Raw genomic sequence first — 15,648 nt, 5'->3', positions numbered from 1 at the left:
TAACGAAATGAAAAAAGTCATGATGGTCTATGACCAGATCCAGGCTGGACAAGGAACCAAAGACGATAAAATGGTTCCTTTAAAAGCCACCAAAGAAGTAGTCGGCCCTGCTGTAATGATGGAGCGCTATTTAAAAGCCAACGATGAAAAAGTGGTTGCCTGCGTGTATTGCGGCAATGGAACGTTTCTGGCCAATCCCCAGGAAATCGTCCGCAAAATCACTGCGCTGACTCTGAAGCTGAAACCAGATCTCGTCTTCTGTGGTCCAGCGTTCAACTACAAGGACTACGCCCTGATGGCTGCTGAAGTGTGCGAAAGTATCAACAAGAATACCGATGTTCCTGCCGTCGCCTGTATGTCCAAAGAAAACGAAGAAACGATCGCGAAATACAAAGACCTGATTCCCATTGTCAGAGGCCCGAAAAAAGGTGAAGTGGGTCTGAATGATGCTCTTGAGCACATGTGCCAGTTAGGCGCAGCTCTGGCCGATCACAAAGACACCGCAACAATGAGAAAAGAATTCTGCTATTAAATTCAGCCAGAATTTATCCGGTCAGTGAATCTGGACTGAAACATGTGCCTGCAGCGCACCTTTCTCCAGACTCTGAACGGGATGAAAAATATAAAATCGAACCCATCAAAAACATAAATCCAAGAGAGCTTCTGCTCTCTTTTTTCTAAGGAGGAAATGAGAATGTACGGAATCATCGCAACGTGGCGCATGGCCCTGGAAGGAATCAGTGAAGCCGAAACCATGCTTGAACATGACGCATCCGCAGCCGATGCTCTGGAAACAGCCATTCGGGCGGTTGAAGATTTTGAATACTATAAATCTGTTGGGTATGGCGGCCTGCCCAATGAAGACGAAGAAGTCGAACTGGATGCTGCCTTTATGGATGGCGATACCCTTTCGATCGGAGCCGTCGGTGCCATCAAAGACTTTGCCAATCCAGTCTCCGTTGCAAGACGACTGTCCAAAGAACCAGTCAACAACTTCCTGGTAGGCGCCGGAGCCGAAAAGTATGCCCATAAACATGGCTTTGAAAGAAAGAACATGTTAACGGATCGTGCCCGCACCCATTATCACAACCGGCTGGTTGATGAAAACCATAAAGCAAATCAGGAACGGGAGTTAAAACCCTATGCTGGTCATGACACGGTCGGCATGGTTGCTTTGGACCAGCAAGGTTCAATGGCTGCTGCCACCAGTACATCGGGTCTGTTCATGAAAAAGGCCGGCCGGCTTGGCGACAGCCCAGTGATCGGCAGTGGTTTATATGTTGACAGTGAAGTAGGTGGAGCAAGTGCAACGGGTCTTGGTGAAGACCTGATGAAAGGCTGCATCTCCTATGAAATTGTCCGCCGCATGAAAGAGGGCATGTCCCCGCAGGAAGCCTGCGAAAGTGCTGTGGCCGAACTTGATGAAAAACTGAAAAAGAAACGCTCAAAAGCGGGCGATCTGTCTTTAATTGCCATGAACAATAAGGGCGAATGGGGCTGTGCGACCAACATCAAAGGCTTCTCTTTTGCGGTAGCCACCAAAGATCTCAAGCCAACCGTTTATCTGGTTCAGTTTGACGAAAATGGAAAACAGTATTTCGAAGAAGCTTCCAAAGAGTGGATGGACAACTACATGAAAACCAGAACTGCTCCTCTGGTCTGGAAATAGCCCTGAATCCTTGAACGAACAAACGAGAGGAAATGGACATGAACGAAAATGAAAAGCGGCTTCTTGAAGCCATTGATGCCCAGAAGCAGGAAATGATCGACGGCATCTGCCAGATTGTTTCCATTGACTCCAAACAATCCGAACCTGTCGAAAAGGCTCCGTATGGAACTGGTGTTCGAAAAGCACTGGATGAAACCTTAAAACTGGCCGAAAGCTTTGGTTTTGAAACTGAAGTAGTCGCTGATCAGGTCGGTATCGTAAAATATGGTCAGGGGGATGACTATATCGGCATTTTAGGCCACCTCGACGTCGTACCTGAAGGAACCGGCTGGACTTCCGATCCCTACAAGCCCGAAATCCGAGACGGAAAGTTGTATGGCCGCGGGGTTCTCGATAACAAAGGCCCGATTCTTTCCTGCCTGTATGCACTGAAAGCCATGAAAGATCTGAATCTGGAAACAGAACATCCTATCTGGATTTTGTTTGGCACCAACGAAGAAACCGGCATGAATGATATCCCGACCTATCTGGAACATAAAAAGCCGCCAATCGCTGGCTGGACACCGGACTGCAAATTTCCAGTGGTCTATGCTGAACGAGGCCGTTCAGTGTATGAAATTGATTTTGCAGACCCTGCCGACCTTTTTATCTGGACCAATGCTTACCTGCTCAATAACATGAGTGCTGAACGGGCATTGAAACTGGATGTTGTCGATCCGGAATTTGGACGTCTGGACATCCGCAACACGAAAATTGCACCGGGTCAGGTCAGCTTCTCAGTTTCCTATCCGCCCTGCATTGAAAATTCGGAAATTGAACAGCGGATTGCAGCGACATTGAAACCTGAAGACAAGCTGCAGTGTGTCAGCGACTGGAAACCTGTTTTCTTCAAAAAAGACGGAACGCTCTGTCAGGTTTTACAGTCAGCTTATGAAGAAATCAGCCATCTCGATGGCACCCCGGTCACCACAACCGGCGGCACCTATGCCAAGCGAATGCCCAACATCGTTCCCTTCGGGCCAAGTTTTCCTGGCCAGAAAGGAATTGCCCATCTGCCAGATGAGTGGATGAATGTGGATGACCTGATGAGCAACGCCAGAATCTATGCCCTCAGCACGTTAAGACTAGGAAATGCAAACGTATGACAAATCAAAATCAACTTACCCAATCCACCCACCCCATCCAGTCATCTCAATCTCTCCAGACTCTTCAATCCAGTTTTCCTGTCGTAGAAGTGTGCACGGGCAGCTATGAAGACTGTCTGGCTGCCGCCAATGGCGGTGCAGATCGGGTTGAACTGAACAGTGCTCTGGCTTTAGGCGGTCTTTCCCCAACCGAAGCGACCTTAAAAGCCGTTAAACGCGATACCGACCTGCAGGTCATCTGCATGGTCCGTCCAAGAGCCGCGGGTTTTCACTACAACGATCTTGAAAAGAAGATCATGTTTGAAGAAGCCAGAAGTTTTCTTGCAAATGGTGCGGATGGCATTGCCTTTGGTTTTCTTGAAGAAGATGGCCAGATTGATCAGGAGGCCACCCGCAAAATGATCGATCTGATTCACCACTATGGCAAAGAAGCGGTCTTCCATCGCGCCATTGATGTCACACCGGATTATGAAAAAGCCTTTGAAATTCTTTGTGAACTGGGGGCAGATCGGGTTTTAACCAGCGGGCAGATGCCCAAAGCCATGGATGGCATGCCCCGGATTGCAGCGATGCAGCAAAAATTCGGCGATCAGATTCAGATTCTTGCTGGCAGCGGCATGAATGCCTCTAACGCGAAAGAAATGATTGAAAAAACGGGGATCCACCAGATTCATTCTTCCTGCAAAAGCTATGCCTGTGATCCAACTACAACCGGTAATGCGGTTAGTTATGCCTATCTGGAAGGCGCCCACCATGACGATTACGATACAGTCAGCGAAAATCTTGTCCGCAATCTGGTTGGCAGCCTGCGTCCTGACCATTCTTCTCTGAAAAGCTGATGCTGCCCTGGCTCAGCGACGATTCAGAATAGAAGACCGAAAAGTCCCCAAATTCCGGTAAAATTGTTGTTGACAGCGTTTTCATAAAGAGCTATATTGTTCTTGCAAAAAACATTCGGGATTGTTACTCCACTCGGAGGCATCACCAATCACAGTAAGAAAGACCTCTTACTGCTGGTACAGGTATGTCTCCGAGTTTTTTTTGGTCCCGTCGTTTTGAAAGGAGATCTACAGAGATGTTTGGTTTTAAAAAGAAAGTCCCCCAGAAATCCTCAAAATTTGAAGTTCTTGCGCCGGCTGATGGGCGGCTGATCGATCTTGGGGAAGTCGCGGATCAAGTGTTTTCAAGCCGGATGATGGGCGAAGGGTTTGCGATCGTTCCTGAAAACGGAAAAATTTATGCTCCAGTCAGTGGCAGTGCTGTATCGGTCTTTCCGACCGGGCATGCGTTTGGTCTTCATACTCCAAGCGGTGTGGAGGTTCTAGTTCACGTTGGACTGGATACCGTAAGCCTCAATGGTGAAGGCTTCCATGTCAAGGTCAGTCAGGGAGATGAAGTGAAAGCCGGCGATCTGCTGGTGGAATTTGATCCACAGGTGCTCCAAAAACATCAGCTGGATTCCACCACAATGGTCATCTTCACCGACGGCTTTCCAAGCAAGATCCAGGTGAACCCCAAAATGGTGAACAAAGGGGACCGGCTGATCGGTTAAGATTGAAGCAGAAACCTCACATACTTCGCACCACCAGAAATCAGGCGCCAAGAGGACAACCAGAGATACAGAGAGGAGGACGCGCAGATGAAGATTATCAAGAAAATCAATAATAACGTCGCGATCGCTCTGGACAACAACAACCGCGAAATTGTGGTCTTTGGAAAAGGACTCGGATTTCAGACTCCGCCATACGAGCTGACCGATTATTCCAAAATTGAACAGACTTTTTACAACGTTGACCGCCGTCTGTATGACCTGTTTTCCGATCTGGATGAGAAAGTCTTGCTGCTGACCTCCAAGATGGTCGAAAAGATCAAGATGTCCACAACTGAAAAATGGTCGCCAAACCTGACCGTGATCCTGGCCGATCATATCCAATTTGCGATTGAACGTGAAAGAAGCGGCATGGAAGTTGATCTTCCCTATCTTCATGAAATTGAAGAAAGCGAACCCCGGATCACTTCCTACGCACTCTGGATTGTCAAAAACATCAATCACCACTTCCAGGTCCGTCTTCCCAAAGGCGAAATCAGCTGCATTGCCATGCATCTGATCAATGCCAGAGCAGGATCTCCAAAAACTGGTCAGGAAACGCTTGAAGAAAAACGCAGCCGGATTCTCAAAAATATTGTAGGCATCATCGAAAACTATTTCGATCTGCACATCAGCCGCACCGACAGTTCCTATTTTCGTTTTCGCCAGCACATCAACTACTTTGTGCAGCGCAAACAGGCCAATGAAGAACTCGCCGATCAGAACTACGAGCTGTTTGAACTGATGAAAAGGCAGTATCTCGACGCTTACGGCTGCCTGATTTTAATCAATGACTACCTCTACAAAGAATATGGATCGAACTGCTCTGAAGATGAGCTGCTCTATCTGATGATCCATCTCCAGCGCCTGGTTCAAAAAGCAGATCCTCAGTCTTCACCAGCCAGACATCCTGAAAATTCTATCGAAAGCCAGAATTAAAGTTCTAAAAAGTAGTCGAATACCACATGAGAAATACAAGAGAACCACAAAAAGCAGGAGAAAAACATGGAAAAGAATCAACAGATTGCTTCCGACATTCTTGAAAAAGTCGGAGGAAAAAACAACATTACCTTTGCCACTCACTGCATGACCAGACTGCGTCTGAACTTAAAAGACGAAAGTCTTGCCCATGATGAAGTTGTCAAAAAAATCAAAGGTGTCATCGGTGTTGCCCACTCCGGTGGTCAGTACCAGATCATCATTGGACAGAACGTTCCTAAAGTTTACGCAGCTTTATGCGAAATGACCGGTCTGGCCCAACAGGCTGCCGTCGATGAGAACCTGGATGGTCCCAAAGAAAAACTCACGCTGAAAAAAGCGGGAAGCAACATTCTCAACTATCTGTCCGGTTCCATGGTTGCCCTGATTCCGGTCATGATTGGTGCAGCTATGTTCAAAACCGCATTGGTTTTGCTCGGACCAGATATGCTTAACGTTGTCAGTGAAGGCAGTGACGCTTACGTGCTGCTTAACATGGTTTACAATGCATTCTACTATTTCCTGCCGGCCTTTCTCGGCTACTCGGCTGCCAAAAAACTCAATGCTTCTGTCACCATGGGCATCATGATGGGTACCCTGCTGCTCGTTCCTGATTTTGTCAATCTGGTCGGAGTCCAGGAAACCATCAATATTTATGGTGTCTTCCCGGCACCTGTGGCCAGCTATGCCCAATCCGTTGTACCGGTATTGCTTGGCGTATGGCTGATGACGTATCCGGAAAAATTCTTTAAAAAAGTCATTCCGGATGCTTTAAGTACAATTTTTGTTCCTACGCTGACTTTAGTTGTTATGGTTCCGGTCCTGTTCTGTGTGTGCGCTCCAATTGGAAGCTATCTTGGCAATATCATCGGAAGCGCTCTGCTGAGCTTTGGCAATGTTGGCGGATTCCTTGCGGTTGCGGTTGTCGCTGCACTCTGGGAGTTTTTGGTCATGACCGGGATGCATTCTGTTCTGATCATGTTTGCGATTACCGCCATGCTTGAGATCGGTTCGGATTCCTTTGTTTTAGTTGCTGGGGGCATCGCCACATGGGCAGCCTTTGGCATTGCCTTAGGCGCTTTCTTCAAGCAGAAAAACAAAGAAAGCAAAGCAGAATCTCTTTCTTACTTTATTTCCGGCTTTCTTGGCGGTGTAACGGAGCCTGCCCTGTTTGGTCTTGGCTTTCGCTATAAGAAACCATTTATCGCCCTGGCCATTGGCGGATTTTGCGGTGGATTATATGCCGGCCTGACGCATGTAACGACTTATGTGATGGGGGCGACCAACTTTTTGGGCACGCTGGGATTTGTAGCCGGTGGCAGTGCCAATATCATGAACGGTCTGATTGCTTCCTGCCTTTCGATGATCATTGCAGCGGTTGCCACCTATGTTTTAGGCGGATTTGAAGAAGAAACCAAAACGTCTGCCGCTTCAGAAGAACTGCCAGAATTCTCCGAAATCATTCAGATCTAATGACAGAAACAAAGATCTGATCCTGACAGTTCAGGGACAGTCATCAGGCGGCTGCATGCTGCTGGCCGACTGTCCCTTTTCCTTTTTCTGCGTTCGGGTGATTTCTGGCTGCTTCTTTAAAATCAATCCTGCAGCCCGCAACTTTCCCTCCCAGAAAAAGAACCGTCCGTAAATCCGAAAAGATCTCCACAGCAGTCCAAAAACAGATAGACTGAAAAAAGACAGATAAAGATAGTGGAAAAGATATTGAATCGATACAGAAAGGAAATTATGACAATGTCAAAGAAACAAATCTTAGTGCGCGCCGACGATCTTGGCTATTCCAGAGGCGTCAATTATGGAATTGCGGATGCCTTAAAAGGCGGCATCATCAAATCGGTTGGCGTCATGGTCAATATGCCCGAAACGAAGGCCGGACTGGAACTGGTCAAAGACGACCATCCCTGCCTTGGTTTACACACCAACATCTGTGTTGGCAAACCGCTGACAGATCCCGCTTTAATCCCCAGCCTTGTCCAGGAAAATGGCGAATTCAAGCCTTCGAAAGCGTATCGGACAGCTAAAGAGGACTTTGTCGATCTGGATGAAGTCATGCTTGAAATCGAAGCGCAATACCAGCGCTTTGTTGAACTGACTGGCCAGAAACCTGTTTATTTTGAAGGCCACGCCGTAGCCAGTGACAATTTCTTCAAAGGTCTTGAAGCCGTAGCCAGAAAACATGGCTGCGACTATCTCGGGATGAGTTTTTCTGGTCCTGTTTCTTTTCGAAATTCAAAGATGGATATGATTATGGATTCCATGGCTGCTGACTATGATCCCAAAGCCAGCCTGCACCGTATCGCAAACGAAGATCATGAAGAAAACATCCCCACGCTGGTCTGCCATCCGGGATATCTGGATGCTTATCTTCTCAAAACCTCTTCCCTGCTCAATCCCCGTACCCTGGAAGTCGATATGGCCCTGGACCAGGAGCTGAAAGAGGAGCTGGAAAGCCGGGGCATTGAATTTATCACCTATGCGGATGTTGCCTGATCGATCCTCACGACCTGACAACTGATTCCACCAATACCGCTCTCTTTAATCCGATATATCTATGCATATCCATGCAACTGAAAAAGCCTGAAGTTCTCTCACGTCAAGAGAATTTCAGGCTTTTTGTATCGCAGGTCTGATCGATCAGTCAATCGGTTGTCTGATCGAGATTCCAGCTTGCTGCCAGATCTGGCTTAGAACAGTGTCAGCTGGTTTTCATCATCCAGCCCTTCCAGAGCGCCAAGCATATCAAGGCGGTCGATCAGGGTTTTGGATAAGGAAGTCCGGTTGAGCAAGTCTTCCTTAGACAAAAATGGCTTTTCATTGCGGGCTTTGATAATAGTTTTGGCTACGTTTTCGCCTAAGGAATCCACAGCGGTAAACGGTGGAATAATCGCTTTGTCATCATCCGGATCCATGATGAATTCCTTGGCATCACTGCGGGTGATGGAAAGATTGGAGAACTTATATCCCCGCATATACATCTCATTACAAAGTTCAAGCGTGTCGTAAAGATCCTGTTCTTTCTTTTCAACTCTCTGCGTCTTATCGGCTTTGGCCATCGCAATTTCATGCATGCGCTTCTGGATAGCGCCAAGCCCGCTGGTCATAATCGCCAGATCATACGCATCACAGCGGATCGAGAAGAACTGGCAATAGTAAGCTCTTGGCCGGTGGACTTTAAACCAGGCGATACGGATAGCCATCATCACATAGGCAACCGCATGGGCTTTCGGGAACATGTACTTGATTTTGCGGCAGGAATCCATGAACCATTCCGGTACATTGTGCGCAGCCATCAACTCTTCCCATTCTGGCTTCAGGCCTTTGCCTTTCCGGACACTTTCCATGATCGTAAAGCTTTCCTTACTCGGCACCCCATAGCGAAGCAGATCGACCATGATGTCATCTCGACATCCGATAACCTGACGCAGGTTGCAGGTTCCAGCATCAATCAGATCTTTGGCATTGTTCAGCCAGACGTCGGTTCCATGGGAAAGACCAGAAATCGAAACCAGCTCGGCAAAGGTTGTCGGCTTGGTCAGTTCCAGAATTCCCCGGACAAAGGGCGTACCAAACTCTGGAATCCCAGCTGCTCCAGTGGTTTCTTTATAGAGCGTTGTATCCAGGCCCAAGGATTCACAGGACGAGAAGATTTTCATTGTCGCTTCGTCGTTCATCGGAATCGTTGTCACATCAATGCCGGTAATGCGTTCGAGCATTTTCATGGCCGTCGGGTCAACGTGGCCCAGGATATCGAATTTCAGGATGTTGTCGTGAATCTGGTGGAAGTCGAAGTGAGTGGTTTTCCACTCCGCATACGGGTTGTTGGCCGGGTATTGGACCGGAGTAAAGTCATGGACATCCATATCCAGCGGCACAACAACGATGCCGCCTGGATGCTGGCCCGTTGTTCGTTTCACCCCGGCACATTCATTGGCCAGGTCAGTCCGTTTGTATTCAGAAAACGGCTGGTATTCCAGGCCCATTTCTTCTTCATACCCTTTGACATACCCATAAGCCGTCTTTTCCTGGACAGTGCCTACTGTGCCGGCACGGAAGACATGGTCGTCCCCAAAGATCGTCTTGGTGAATGCATGCGCGTTTGGCTGGTAGTCACCGGAGAAGTTCAAGTCAATATCCGGAACCTTATCACCATGGAACCCTAAGAAGGTTTCGAATGGGATATCCTGCCCATCGCCTTTCATCGGTGTGCCGCATTCCGGACAGTTTTTATCCGGCAAATCAAAACCGGAATGCACACTGCCATCGGTAATCCATTCCAAGTGGTGGCAGTTTGGACACAGATAATGAGGCGCAAGCGGATTGACTTCGGTAATTCCCGACATGGTCGCAACAAAGGACGATCCAACCGATCCTCGCGAACCAACCAGATAACCATCTTCATTGGACTTTTTAACAAGCAGATGAGAGATGTAGTAAACCACATAGTAACCAGCACCAATGATCGCATCGAGTTCACGTTTCAGGCGGGCTTCAACCGGTTCAGGCAGCGGATCCCCATATTTTTTGCGGGCGGTTTCATAACAGATATCTGAAAGTTTCTGGTCAGATCCTTCAATATCAGGCGGATACAGTTTGTCCTTGATTGGCAAGAGGACTTCCGTCTGCTCAAACAGCTTATTGGGATTTTCAAGCACAATTTCGCGCTTTGTTGCTTCATCCAGCCAGTCAAATGCCGCTAACATCTCACCAGTCGTCAGCAGATGCTGATCGGGCGAAGAGCATTCTTTACGTTGCTGGAAGTTTCGAAAATAGAGTGGATGGCGGGAATTGCCACTGGTTTTGGCGTTGATATAGACATCGCGCACTCGCTTTTGACGGGGTTCTACATAATGGCAGTCCCCCGAGGCGATGACCGGAACACCGGCTTTGGCGCCGGCATCCAGAATAAAGCGCAGAATCTGCTGGAGCTCCCCAACCGAATGGACGGTCTGCATATCGAGCAGATGTTTGTAGACCGCTAATGGCTGGATTTCCAGATAGTCATAGAACTTGGCTGCTTCGACCAGTTCCTTTTCGGAACGGGTATGAGCCAGGTCGAAGATTTCTCCATTCTGGCAGGACGAGCCAAACAACAGGTTGCCTTTGGCATGATACTCTTCGAGCACATGGCGCGGGATGATCGGCGCGCCAGTTACGTTGGTTGCATTCGGGTTGTATTTGAGATAGGTCGTATGGGACAGGGTAACCAGTTCAAAGAGTTCTTTGAGTCCCTGTTTGTTTTTGGCAAAAACTGTAATGTGCTTGCCATGGTTTTTACGCAGGGCCGTGGAGTTATCCAGCTTGCTGACGGATTCCAGAGTCGCATCAGGTCCCCATTCGCGCAGCATGTACAGGAAAACCTGGGAAAGGACTTCGGCATCATAGTCGGCACGGTGCGCGCCTTCGCCATCATAATCCACTTCATAATGGCGGCACACATTTCCCAGACGATAGCTGCGCAGATCCATCATGGAATAGCTGGCTGGCAGTGTATCAATGACCGGGTTGGTAAATTCCGGACGCCCCAGTTTTCTGGCCGCCGCGTTGAGCATGCCCACGTCGAAAGTCGCGTTATGGGCAACCAGGATTGCATCGCCGATGAAGTCTTTGATGACATCAAACATCTCTTCAATCGGTTTTGCGTCATCGACATCGGACTGCTGAATATGCGTCAGTTCAGAAATCGAAACCGGAATTTTCCGTTTCGGGTTGATAAAAAACTGCCTGCGGTCAATGATTTCACTTTCCTTCATCTTGACGGCACCAAATTCAATGATGTCATCCAGGCGATTGGAAAGACCCGTGGTTTCCAGGTCGAAGATGACATATTCGGCATCTTCGAGCCGCTGATCCCGCAGGTTGTGAACAATCTTGTATTCCGAAGAAACCATCGTCATTTCACAGCCATACAACATTTTAAACTGGCGATTTGGATCTTTTTTCTGGAGAGCTTCAATTTTGTGCTGGGCCATTGGGAAGGCCTGCACGACGTTATGGTCGCAAAGACCAATGCCCTTCATGCCCCAGTCCCAGGCCTGCTGAATGAAAGACTCAATGCCGCACACGCCATCCATTTCGGAGAAGGTGGAATGAACGTGCCATTCAATTCGTTTTTCAATTTCATCATCTTTGCGTTTGGGCTTGCGGGCTGGTTCCACTTTGCTGAACTGCAGGACAATATTGCGCTTATAGGTGTCGTAGCTGACATTGCCACTGACGTGCAGGTAATCCCCGACCCGGATTTCTTCCATCTGCTCAGCCGTGAAGTTGCGGCGCTCAAAGGTCTTGCACAGAATGGCTTCATCGTCATCACTGATGTAAAGCTCCATCAGTTTGCGGCCCGAACGGATTTCCTTGATTTCCACCGCGAATACCCGGCCAGTGATGGTAACAAACTGCATCCCGTCAACGAGATCGCGAATGGCGACTTCTTCCGCTTTCTTGCTTCCATAAGATCCCGACCGGCCATTGCGGTAGTTATTTTCGGCGGGGTGCAAGGGGGCAGGTCTTGAGGCCTGCGGAACATAGCCTTCTGGTACGGGAGCCACAGGCCCTGGAATTTCTCCGGGATCTTCATACTGGCACATGACCTGCAAGGGCAGACCATGCTCTGCCAGGCGCTGTTCCAGACGGCTGCGATTTTCCAGCATCGCCTGATGGTTATCCGGGCGCGTCGTGGTATAGAGCAGGCTTTGGGCTCCGTTGAAAGTAGGATGGAGGCCCTTGAAGGCCTCCAGCTGGACATCCAGTGCGCAGATCCGGTTCAGGTAGGGCTCAACAAGCTCTAATGGACACTCGGCACTGGTGGAGTTTAAATTCAGATGAATATCGGTATGGAGCGCCATGCGCAGCTCGTGAACAATCCGTTCATACTCTTCCAGCCGCAAAGGGGCTGGAAGATCCCATTTCATATCCAGTTTCTGGCTTTTCGAATGGTAAATTGGTGTTTCTTTCAGCGTCGCATCACGCAGCAGTTCAAGAAGGTCGGCACTTAAGCAATCCGCAAGCAGGTCACTGATCGGCCGCGCCATTAAATCGCCAGCTTTCTAAGGGCTTCGCGCGCAGCTTTCTGTTCGGCTTTCTTTTTGGTTGAGCTTTCGCCTACCCCCATGCAGATGTCATCAAGGAAAACACCCATTTTGAAAGTCGGGGAATTGCTTGGGCCGCTTTCATCGAGCAGGCGATACTGGATGGTGCGTTTGTTATCGGTCTGCACGTATTCCTGCAGCTGGGTTTTATAGTCGGTTACATCTTCTGGTTTTTCAGCCGTGATCAATGGTTTCATGTACTCATCGAGGATTTTGGCGGCAGCCTCATAGCCAAGATCCAGATAGATCGCGCCGATGCACGCTTCAAAATGGTCAGCCAGAATAGATGGGCGCATACGTCCCCCGCTTTTTTCTTCCCCGACTCCAAGTCGCAGGAATTTATACCAGCCAAGCTGCTCGTTCAGTTTGGCCAGCGTGGATTCGCAGACTGTCTGGGCCCGGATAGTGGTCATTTTCCCTTCATGAAGTTTGGGCATTAATTTATAGAGAGCAGTGGCAGACCAGATCTGCAGCACAGCATCTCCGACAAATTCCAGACGTTCGTTGTTATCGATCCCGGAATGGTGTTCATTGGCATAGGAAGAATGGGTACACGCCTCGTAATACAGCTGAATATTGTCAGGCGTAAATCCTTTGCTTCGCAGCCAGTCCGTCAAAGTTTTCATTGTTTTTCCTCCTTGTTGACATCTGCCTTGCAGGCAAACTGGGGTTGCAGGGCTTCAAATACGCATTCCGGCACCATAAATTCGATGCTCTGGTTGTATTTGAGCAGTTCCCGGACATTGCTGGATGAAATCAGAGAATGTTCCGGTTTTCCAAGCAGAAACAGAGTCTCCATTCCCTGCTTCATTTCGGCATTGAGCCAGGCGTTGTTGGCTTCTGGAAGATAGTCGCTCTCATTGCGCATCGAGCGAATCAATACCGTGCCGCCAAGTTCTCTGGCTCTGGCAATGGTCAGACCATCACAGAGAGCCACCTCGACATTGTCGAGATCTTCTGTCATGTCCTGAAGCCAGGCAAGTTTCTGTTCGGTCGTAAACAGTCCATGTTTGGCCGAATTGGGACTGACCATGACAATCACGCGATCAAACAGTTTACTTGCGCGTTCAATGATATCTTCATGGCCTTTGGTTGGCGGGTCAAATGATCCCGCAAATACTCCTGTACTCATTGTAAAGACCTTCCTTTCAAAAATTCGATCTGTTGCGTCTGTGCTTTCTGATTTTTTAGAATCCTGCCAGGCGATGCAATTGGGCAGCAAAAAGATCCGATCTTTTATCGTGCCCGCCGAAAGTGTGGCAAGGCTGCCAGGATACTGTAATCCCTTCAAAAAGCAATTGCTTGTGATTCTTGCCTTTTTTCCAGGCAGCCGGTGTTTTTTCGGATATTGAAAACACCTGTCCAAATTTGTTTTTGGGCACTGCGCTTTTTTCGATGGCTTCCAATTTTTTCTTTCGGTTCGTTCTTTTTTCCGTTTTTTTCTTTTGTGCTGTTCTCTTGTTGAAGCAGCCTGTATGGCAGATATCCAAAATCCACAAACAGCACTGAACCTCTTTCGCCAGTCAGGTGTTCCTCATAAAGCAAAGAAACAAGGCTGAAAAAAAGCCGAATCCTCAGACTCAGCTTTCCTTCTCTATTTTATGACATTGGGCACGGCGATTCTATTCAATCCCGGCCAAGAATTCAATTTGCACCCTGTTCTCGATTTGATTTGGTGATTTGATCCAGGCTGCCAGCTTGAGTGAATGCACTGAATTGAATCCGTTTCATCAGGCGCAAGTGAATTTGCCCGGTTAGATCCGTTTAACTGAATTGGCGAAACCGGATCCACCTATGCTCTCCTTCTGCGCGGCTTACGCGTTGTTTTTTTCTGCCTTCTGCCATTTTGAAGGTTGTGGTATTCATCCATGGCCGCTTTGCTTTTGTGCTCGATATCCTGCAGCATTTCAATGCGAGGGCGGATCGCCACAATTCTGGCCTGGGCAATTCCAAGGGCGATGCAGACCGCCATCAGGGAAGAACCGCCGGCTGAAATCAGAAGCAGCGGCACCCCTGTCATGGGAAGCAAGGTGCTGACGCCCCCCACGTTGATAATAAAGTGGAGCATGAAATAGGCAGCCGTGCAGGTAAAGAGCACTTTATCGGCGCCTTCTTTTACATGTAAAGCCCAATACAGCAGTCTCCACACCAGCAGACCATATAAGGCAACAATGACACCAAGGCCGATGATTCCGGTTTCTTCAATGACAATCGCCAGAATATAGTCAGATTCTGCCTGGGTTAAAAAGCCGTATTTACGAACCGAACTGCCAAATCCCTGTCCAAACAGACCGCCATCCGCAATTCCATACAAAGCATTGGCTGGCTGATAGCCCTCATCATGAATGCTCAGATACGGATTTTTCATGTTGGCGATTCGAACGGCAATATGGCGAAGGAGTGGAACATCACTGAACCATTCGGTAAACCAGTCCGTGACATAGACGCCCACCACAAACAGGATCACCATCACCAGAAAGAACAACAGCAGCCAGTGCTGCCAGCCTTTCAGATTTTTATAGCTTGGAACCATGATGCCGACAAACCCGATTCCCAATGTAATAATCAGGGATCCGAAGTCTTTTTGCAGACCGCCGACAAAGACGACCGAAAAGAGCAGCAGCACAAGCGGAATCGTGAAAACATGCCAGAACGTCTGCTTCTCTTTTGGCAGCTCCTTCATGTTGTGGATGGACAGGGCCAGCATCAGGATCAATAAAGGCTTACCAAATTCGGAAGGCTGAACAGTTGCCAATCCCAGGGAAATCCATGCTTTAGAACCGTTCACATCGATTCCGGCAATCGCAGTGTAGACCAGAACGACAAAGTATGCCCCCACCAGGATCCACTGCAAAATGCGGTTTACCCGTCGATAATTGAAAACCCAGGAAAGAAAACAATAGACGAACCACCCGAGAACGCAGAACATTCCCTGTCGAATAATGCCAATGTACATATCCCTCACATGCCCGACGGTTGTCCCCAGGTTGGTTGAAATGACCATCGCCGATCCAAAAATCATCAGACAGACCATGGCCAGAGTGATGGATTTGTCAGTTCCAGATTTTGGAATCACGACTCGCCTGAGCCGTTCGCCCAAAGAGAGCTTTTCTGCTTTTTTCTGTTTTTTTGCCGAAGCTTGCAAGAAATCATCCCCCCTGAATTCTT

General features: G+C 48.5%; 13 protein-coding genes. 8 read left to right on the top strand and 5 right to left on the bottom strand.

Going from position 1 to position 15,648, the window contains the following annotated elements:
- The first annotated feature begins 7 nt into the window (after positions 1-7).
- The 8 genes from U4956_RS09670 (at position 8) to U4956_RS09635 (ending at position 7,885) form a co-directional block, all read left to right on the top strand.
- The gene (locus U4956_RS09670; protein ID WP_323090447.1) at positions 8-532 is read left to right on the top strand and encodes a GrdB-related putative oxidoreductase; all 525 of its coding nucleotides are present in this window, start codon (positions 8-10) and stop codon (positions 530-532) included.
- 162 nt (positions 533-694) lie between these two features.
- On the top strand, positions 695-1,669 hold the full coding sequence (locus U4956_RS09665; protein ID WP_323090446.1) for a N(4)-(beta-N-acetylglucosaminyl)-L-asparaginase: 975 nt from the start codon (positions 695-697) through the stop codon (positions 1,667-1,669).
- Positions 1,670-1,707: 38 nt separating this feature from the next.
- The gene (locus U4956_RS09660) at positions 1,708-2,814 is read left to right on the top strand and encodes a Sapep family Mn(2+)-dependent dipeptidase (protein ID WP_323090445.1); all 1,107 of its coding nucleotides are present in this window, start codon (positions 1,708-1,710) and stop codon (positions 2,812-2,814) included.
- The gene (locus U4956_RS09655; protein ID WP_323090444.1) at positions 2,811-3,653 is read left to right on the top strand and encodes a copper homeostasis protein CutC; all 843 of its coding nucleotides are present in this window, start codon (positions 2,811-2,813) and stop codon (positions 3,651-3,653) included. The genes U4956_RS09660 and U4956_RS09655 overlap by 4 nt, the downstream gene beginning before the upstream one ends.
- A 236-nt stretch (positions 3,654-3,889) precedes the next feature.
- Positions 3,890-4,366: a PTS sugar transporter subunit IIA gene (locus tag U4956_RS09650; RefSeq protein ID WP_323090443.1), complete on the top strand. Its 477-nt coding sequence runs from the start codon at positions 3,890-3,892 to the stop codon at positions 4,364-4,366.
- 87 nt (positions 4,367-4,453) lie between these two features.
- Entirely contained in the window at positions 4,454-5,341 is an 888-nt protein-coding gene (locus U4956_RS09645; RefSeq protein WP_323090442.1) for a PRD domain-containing protein, read from the top strand.
- A gap of 66 nt (positions 5,342-5,407) precedes the next feature.
- The gene (locus tag U4956_RS09640; RefSeq protein ID WP_323090441.1) at positions 5,408-6,853 is read left to right on the top strand and encodes a PTS transporter subunit EIIC; all 1,446 of its coding nucleotides are present in this window, start codon (positions 5,408-5,410) and stop codon (positions 6,851-6,853) included.
- A gap of 276 nt (positions 6,854-7,129) precedes the next feature.
- Positions 7,130-7,885, top strand: coding sequence for a ChbG/HpnK family deacetylase (locus U4956_RS09635; protein WP_323090440.1), 756 nt, complete (start codon positions 7,130-7,132; stop codon positions 7,883-7,885).
- 194 nt (positions 7,886-8,079) lie between these two features.
- Here the strand turns inward: U4956_RS09635 and U4956_RS09630 are convergent, their stop codons facing one another.
- From U4956_RS09630 to U4956_RS09610, 5 genes are all read right to left on the bottom strand, one after another.
- Complete coding sequence (locus U4956_RS09630; protein ID WP_323090439.1) at positions 8,080-12,423, bottom strand: PolC-type DNA polymerase III; 4,344 nt, start codon at positions 12,421-12,423, stop codon at positions 8,080-8,082.
- Positions 12,423-13,106, bottom strand: coding sequence for a ribonuclease III (gene rnc / locus U4956_RS09625; RefSeq protein ID WP_323090438.1), 684 nt, complete (start codon positions 13,104-13,106; stop codon positions 12,423-12,425). Before rnc ends, U4956_RS09630 begins: the two co-directional genes overlap by 1 nt.
- Positions 13,103-13,612: a pantetheine-phosphate adenylyltransferase gene (gene coaD, locus U4956_RS09620; RefSeq protein WP_323090437.1), complete on the bottom strand. Its 510-nt coding sequence runs from the start codon at positions 13,610-13,612 to the stop codon at positions 13,103-13,105. The genes rnc and coaD overlap by 4 nt, the downstream gene beginning before the upstream one ends.
- Positions 13,613-13,767: 155 nt before the next feature.
- The gene (locus U4956_RS09615) at positions 13,768-13,977 is read right to left on the bottom strand and encodes a hypothetical protein (protein WP_323090436.1); all 210 of its coding nucleotides are present in this window, start codon (positions 13,975-13,977) and stop codon (positions 13,768-13,770) included.
- 295 nt (positions 13,978-14,272) lie between these two features.
- The gene (locus U4956_RS09610; protein WP_323090434.1) at positions 14,273-15,625 is read right to left on the bottom strand and encodes an FtsW/RodA/SpoVE family cell cycle protein; all 1,353 of its coding nucleotides are present in this window, start codon (positions 15,623-15,625) and stop codon (positions 14,273-14,275) included.
- Positions 15,626-15,648 lie beyond the last annotated feature (23 nt).

Origin of the sequence: Allobaculum sp. JKK-2023 (assembly GCF_034745455.1) — a bacterium.
Classification (GTDB): domain Bacteria; phylum Bacillota_I; class Bacilli_A; order Erysipelotrichales; family Erysipelotrichaceae; genus Allobaculum.
This window is presented reverse-complemented; position numbering and strand designations above follow the sequence as displayed.

What these genes read in the sequence shown, in the direction of transcription:
- U4956_RS09670 (WP_323090447.1), top strand. Translation starts at nt 8, where the DNA reads ATGAAAAAAGTCATGATGGTCTATGACCAGATCCAGGCTGGACAAGGA.
- U4956_RS09665 (WP_323090446.1), top strand. Translation starts at nt 695, where the DNA reads ATGTACGGAATCATCGCAACGTGGCGCATGGCCCTGGAAGGAATCAGT.
- U4956_RS09660 (WP_323090445.1), top strand. Translation starts at nt 1,708, where the DNA reads ATGAACGAAAATGAAAAGCGGCTTCTTGAAGCCATTGATGCCCAGAAG.
- U4956_RS09655 (WP_323090444.1), top strand. Translation starts at nt 2,811, where the DNA reads ATGACAAATCAAAATCAACTTACCCAATCCACCCACCCCATCCAGTCA.
- U4956_RS09650 (WP_323090443.1), top strand. Translation starts at nt 3,890, where the DNA reads ATGTTTGGTTTTAAAAAGAAAGTCCCCCAGAAATCCTCAAAATTTGAA.
- U4956_RS09645 (WP_323090442.1), top strand. Translation starts at nt 4,454, where the DNA reads ATGAAGATTATCAAGAAAATCAATAATAACGTCGCGATCGCTCTGGAC.
- U4956_RS09640 (WP_323090441.1), top strand. Translation starts at nt 5,408, where the DNA reads ATGGAAAAGAATCAACAGATTGCTTCCGACATTCTTGAAAAAGTCGGA.
- U4956_RS09635 (WP_323090440.1), top strand. Translation starts at nt 7,130, where the DNA reads ATGTCAAAGAAACAAATCTTAGTGCGCGCCGACGATCTTGGCTATTCC.
- U4956_RS09630 (WP_323090439.1), bottom strand. Translation starts at nt 12,423, where the DNA reads ATGGCGCGGCCGATCAGTGACCTGCTTGCGGATTGCTTAAGTGCCGAC.
- rnc (WP_323090438.1), bottom strand. Translation starts at nt 13,106, where the DNA reads ATGAAAACTTTGACGGACTGGCTGCGAAGCAAAGGATTTACGCCTGAC.
- coaD (WP_323090437.1), bottom strand. Translation starts at nt 13,612, where the DNA reads ATGAGTACAGGAGTATTTGCGGGATCATTTGACCCGCCAACCAAAGGC.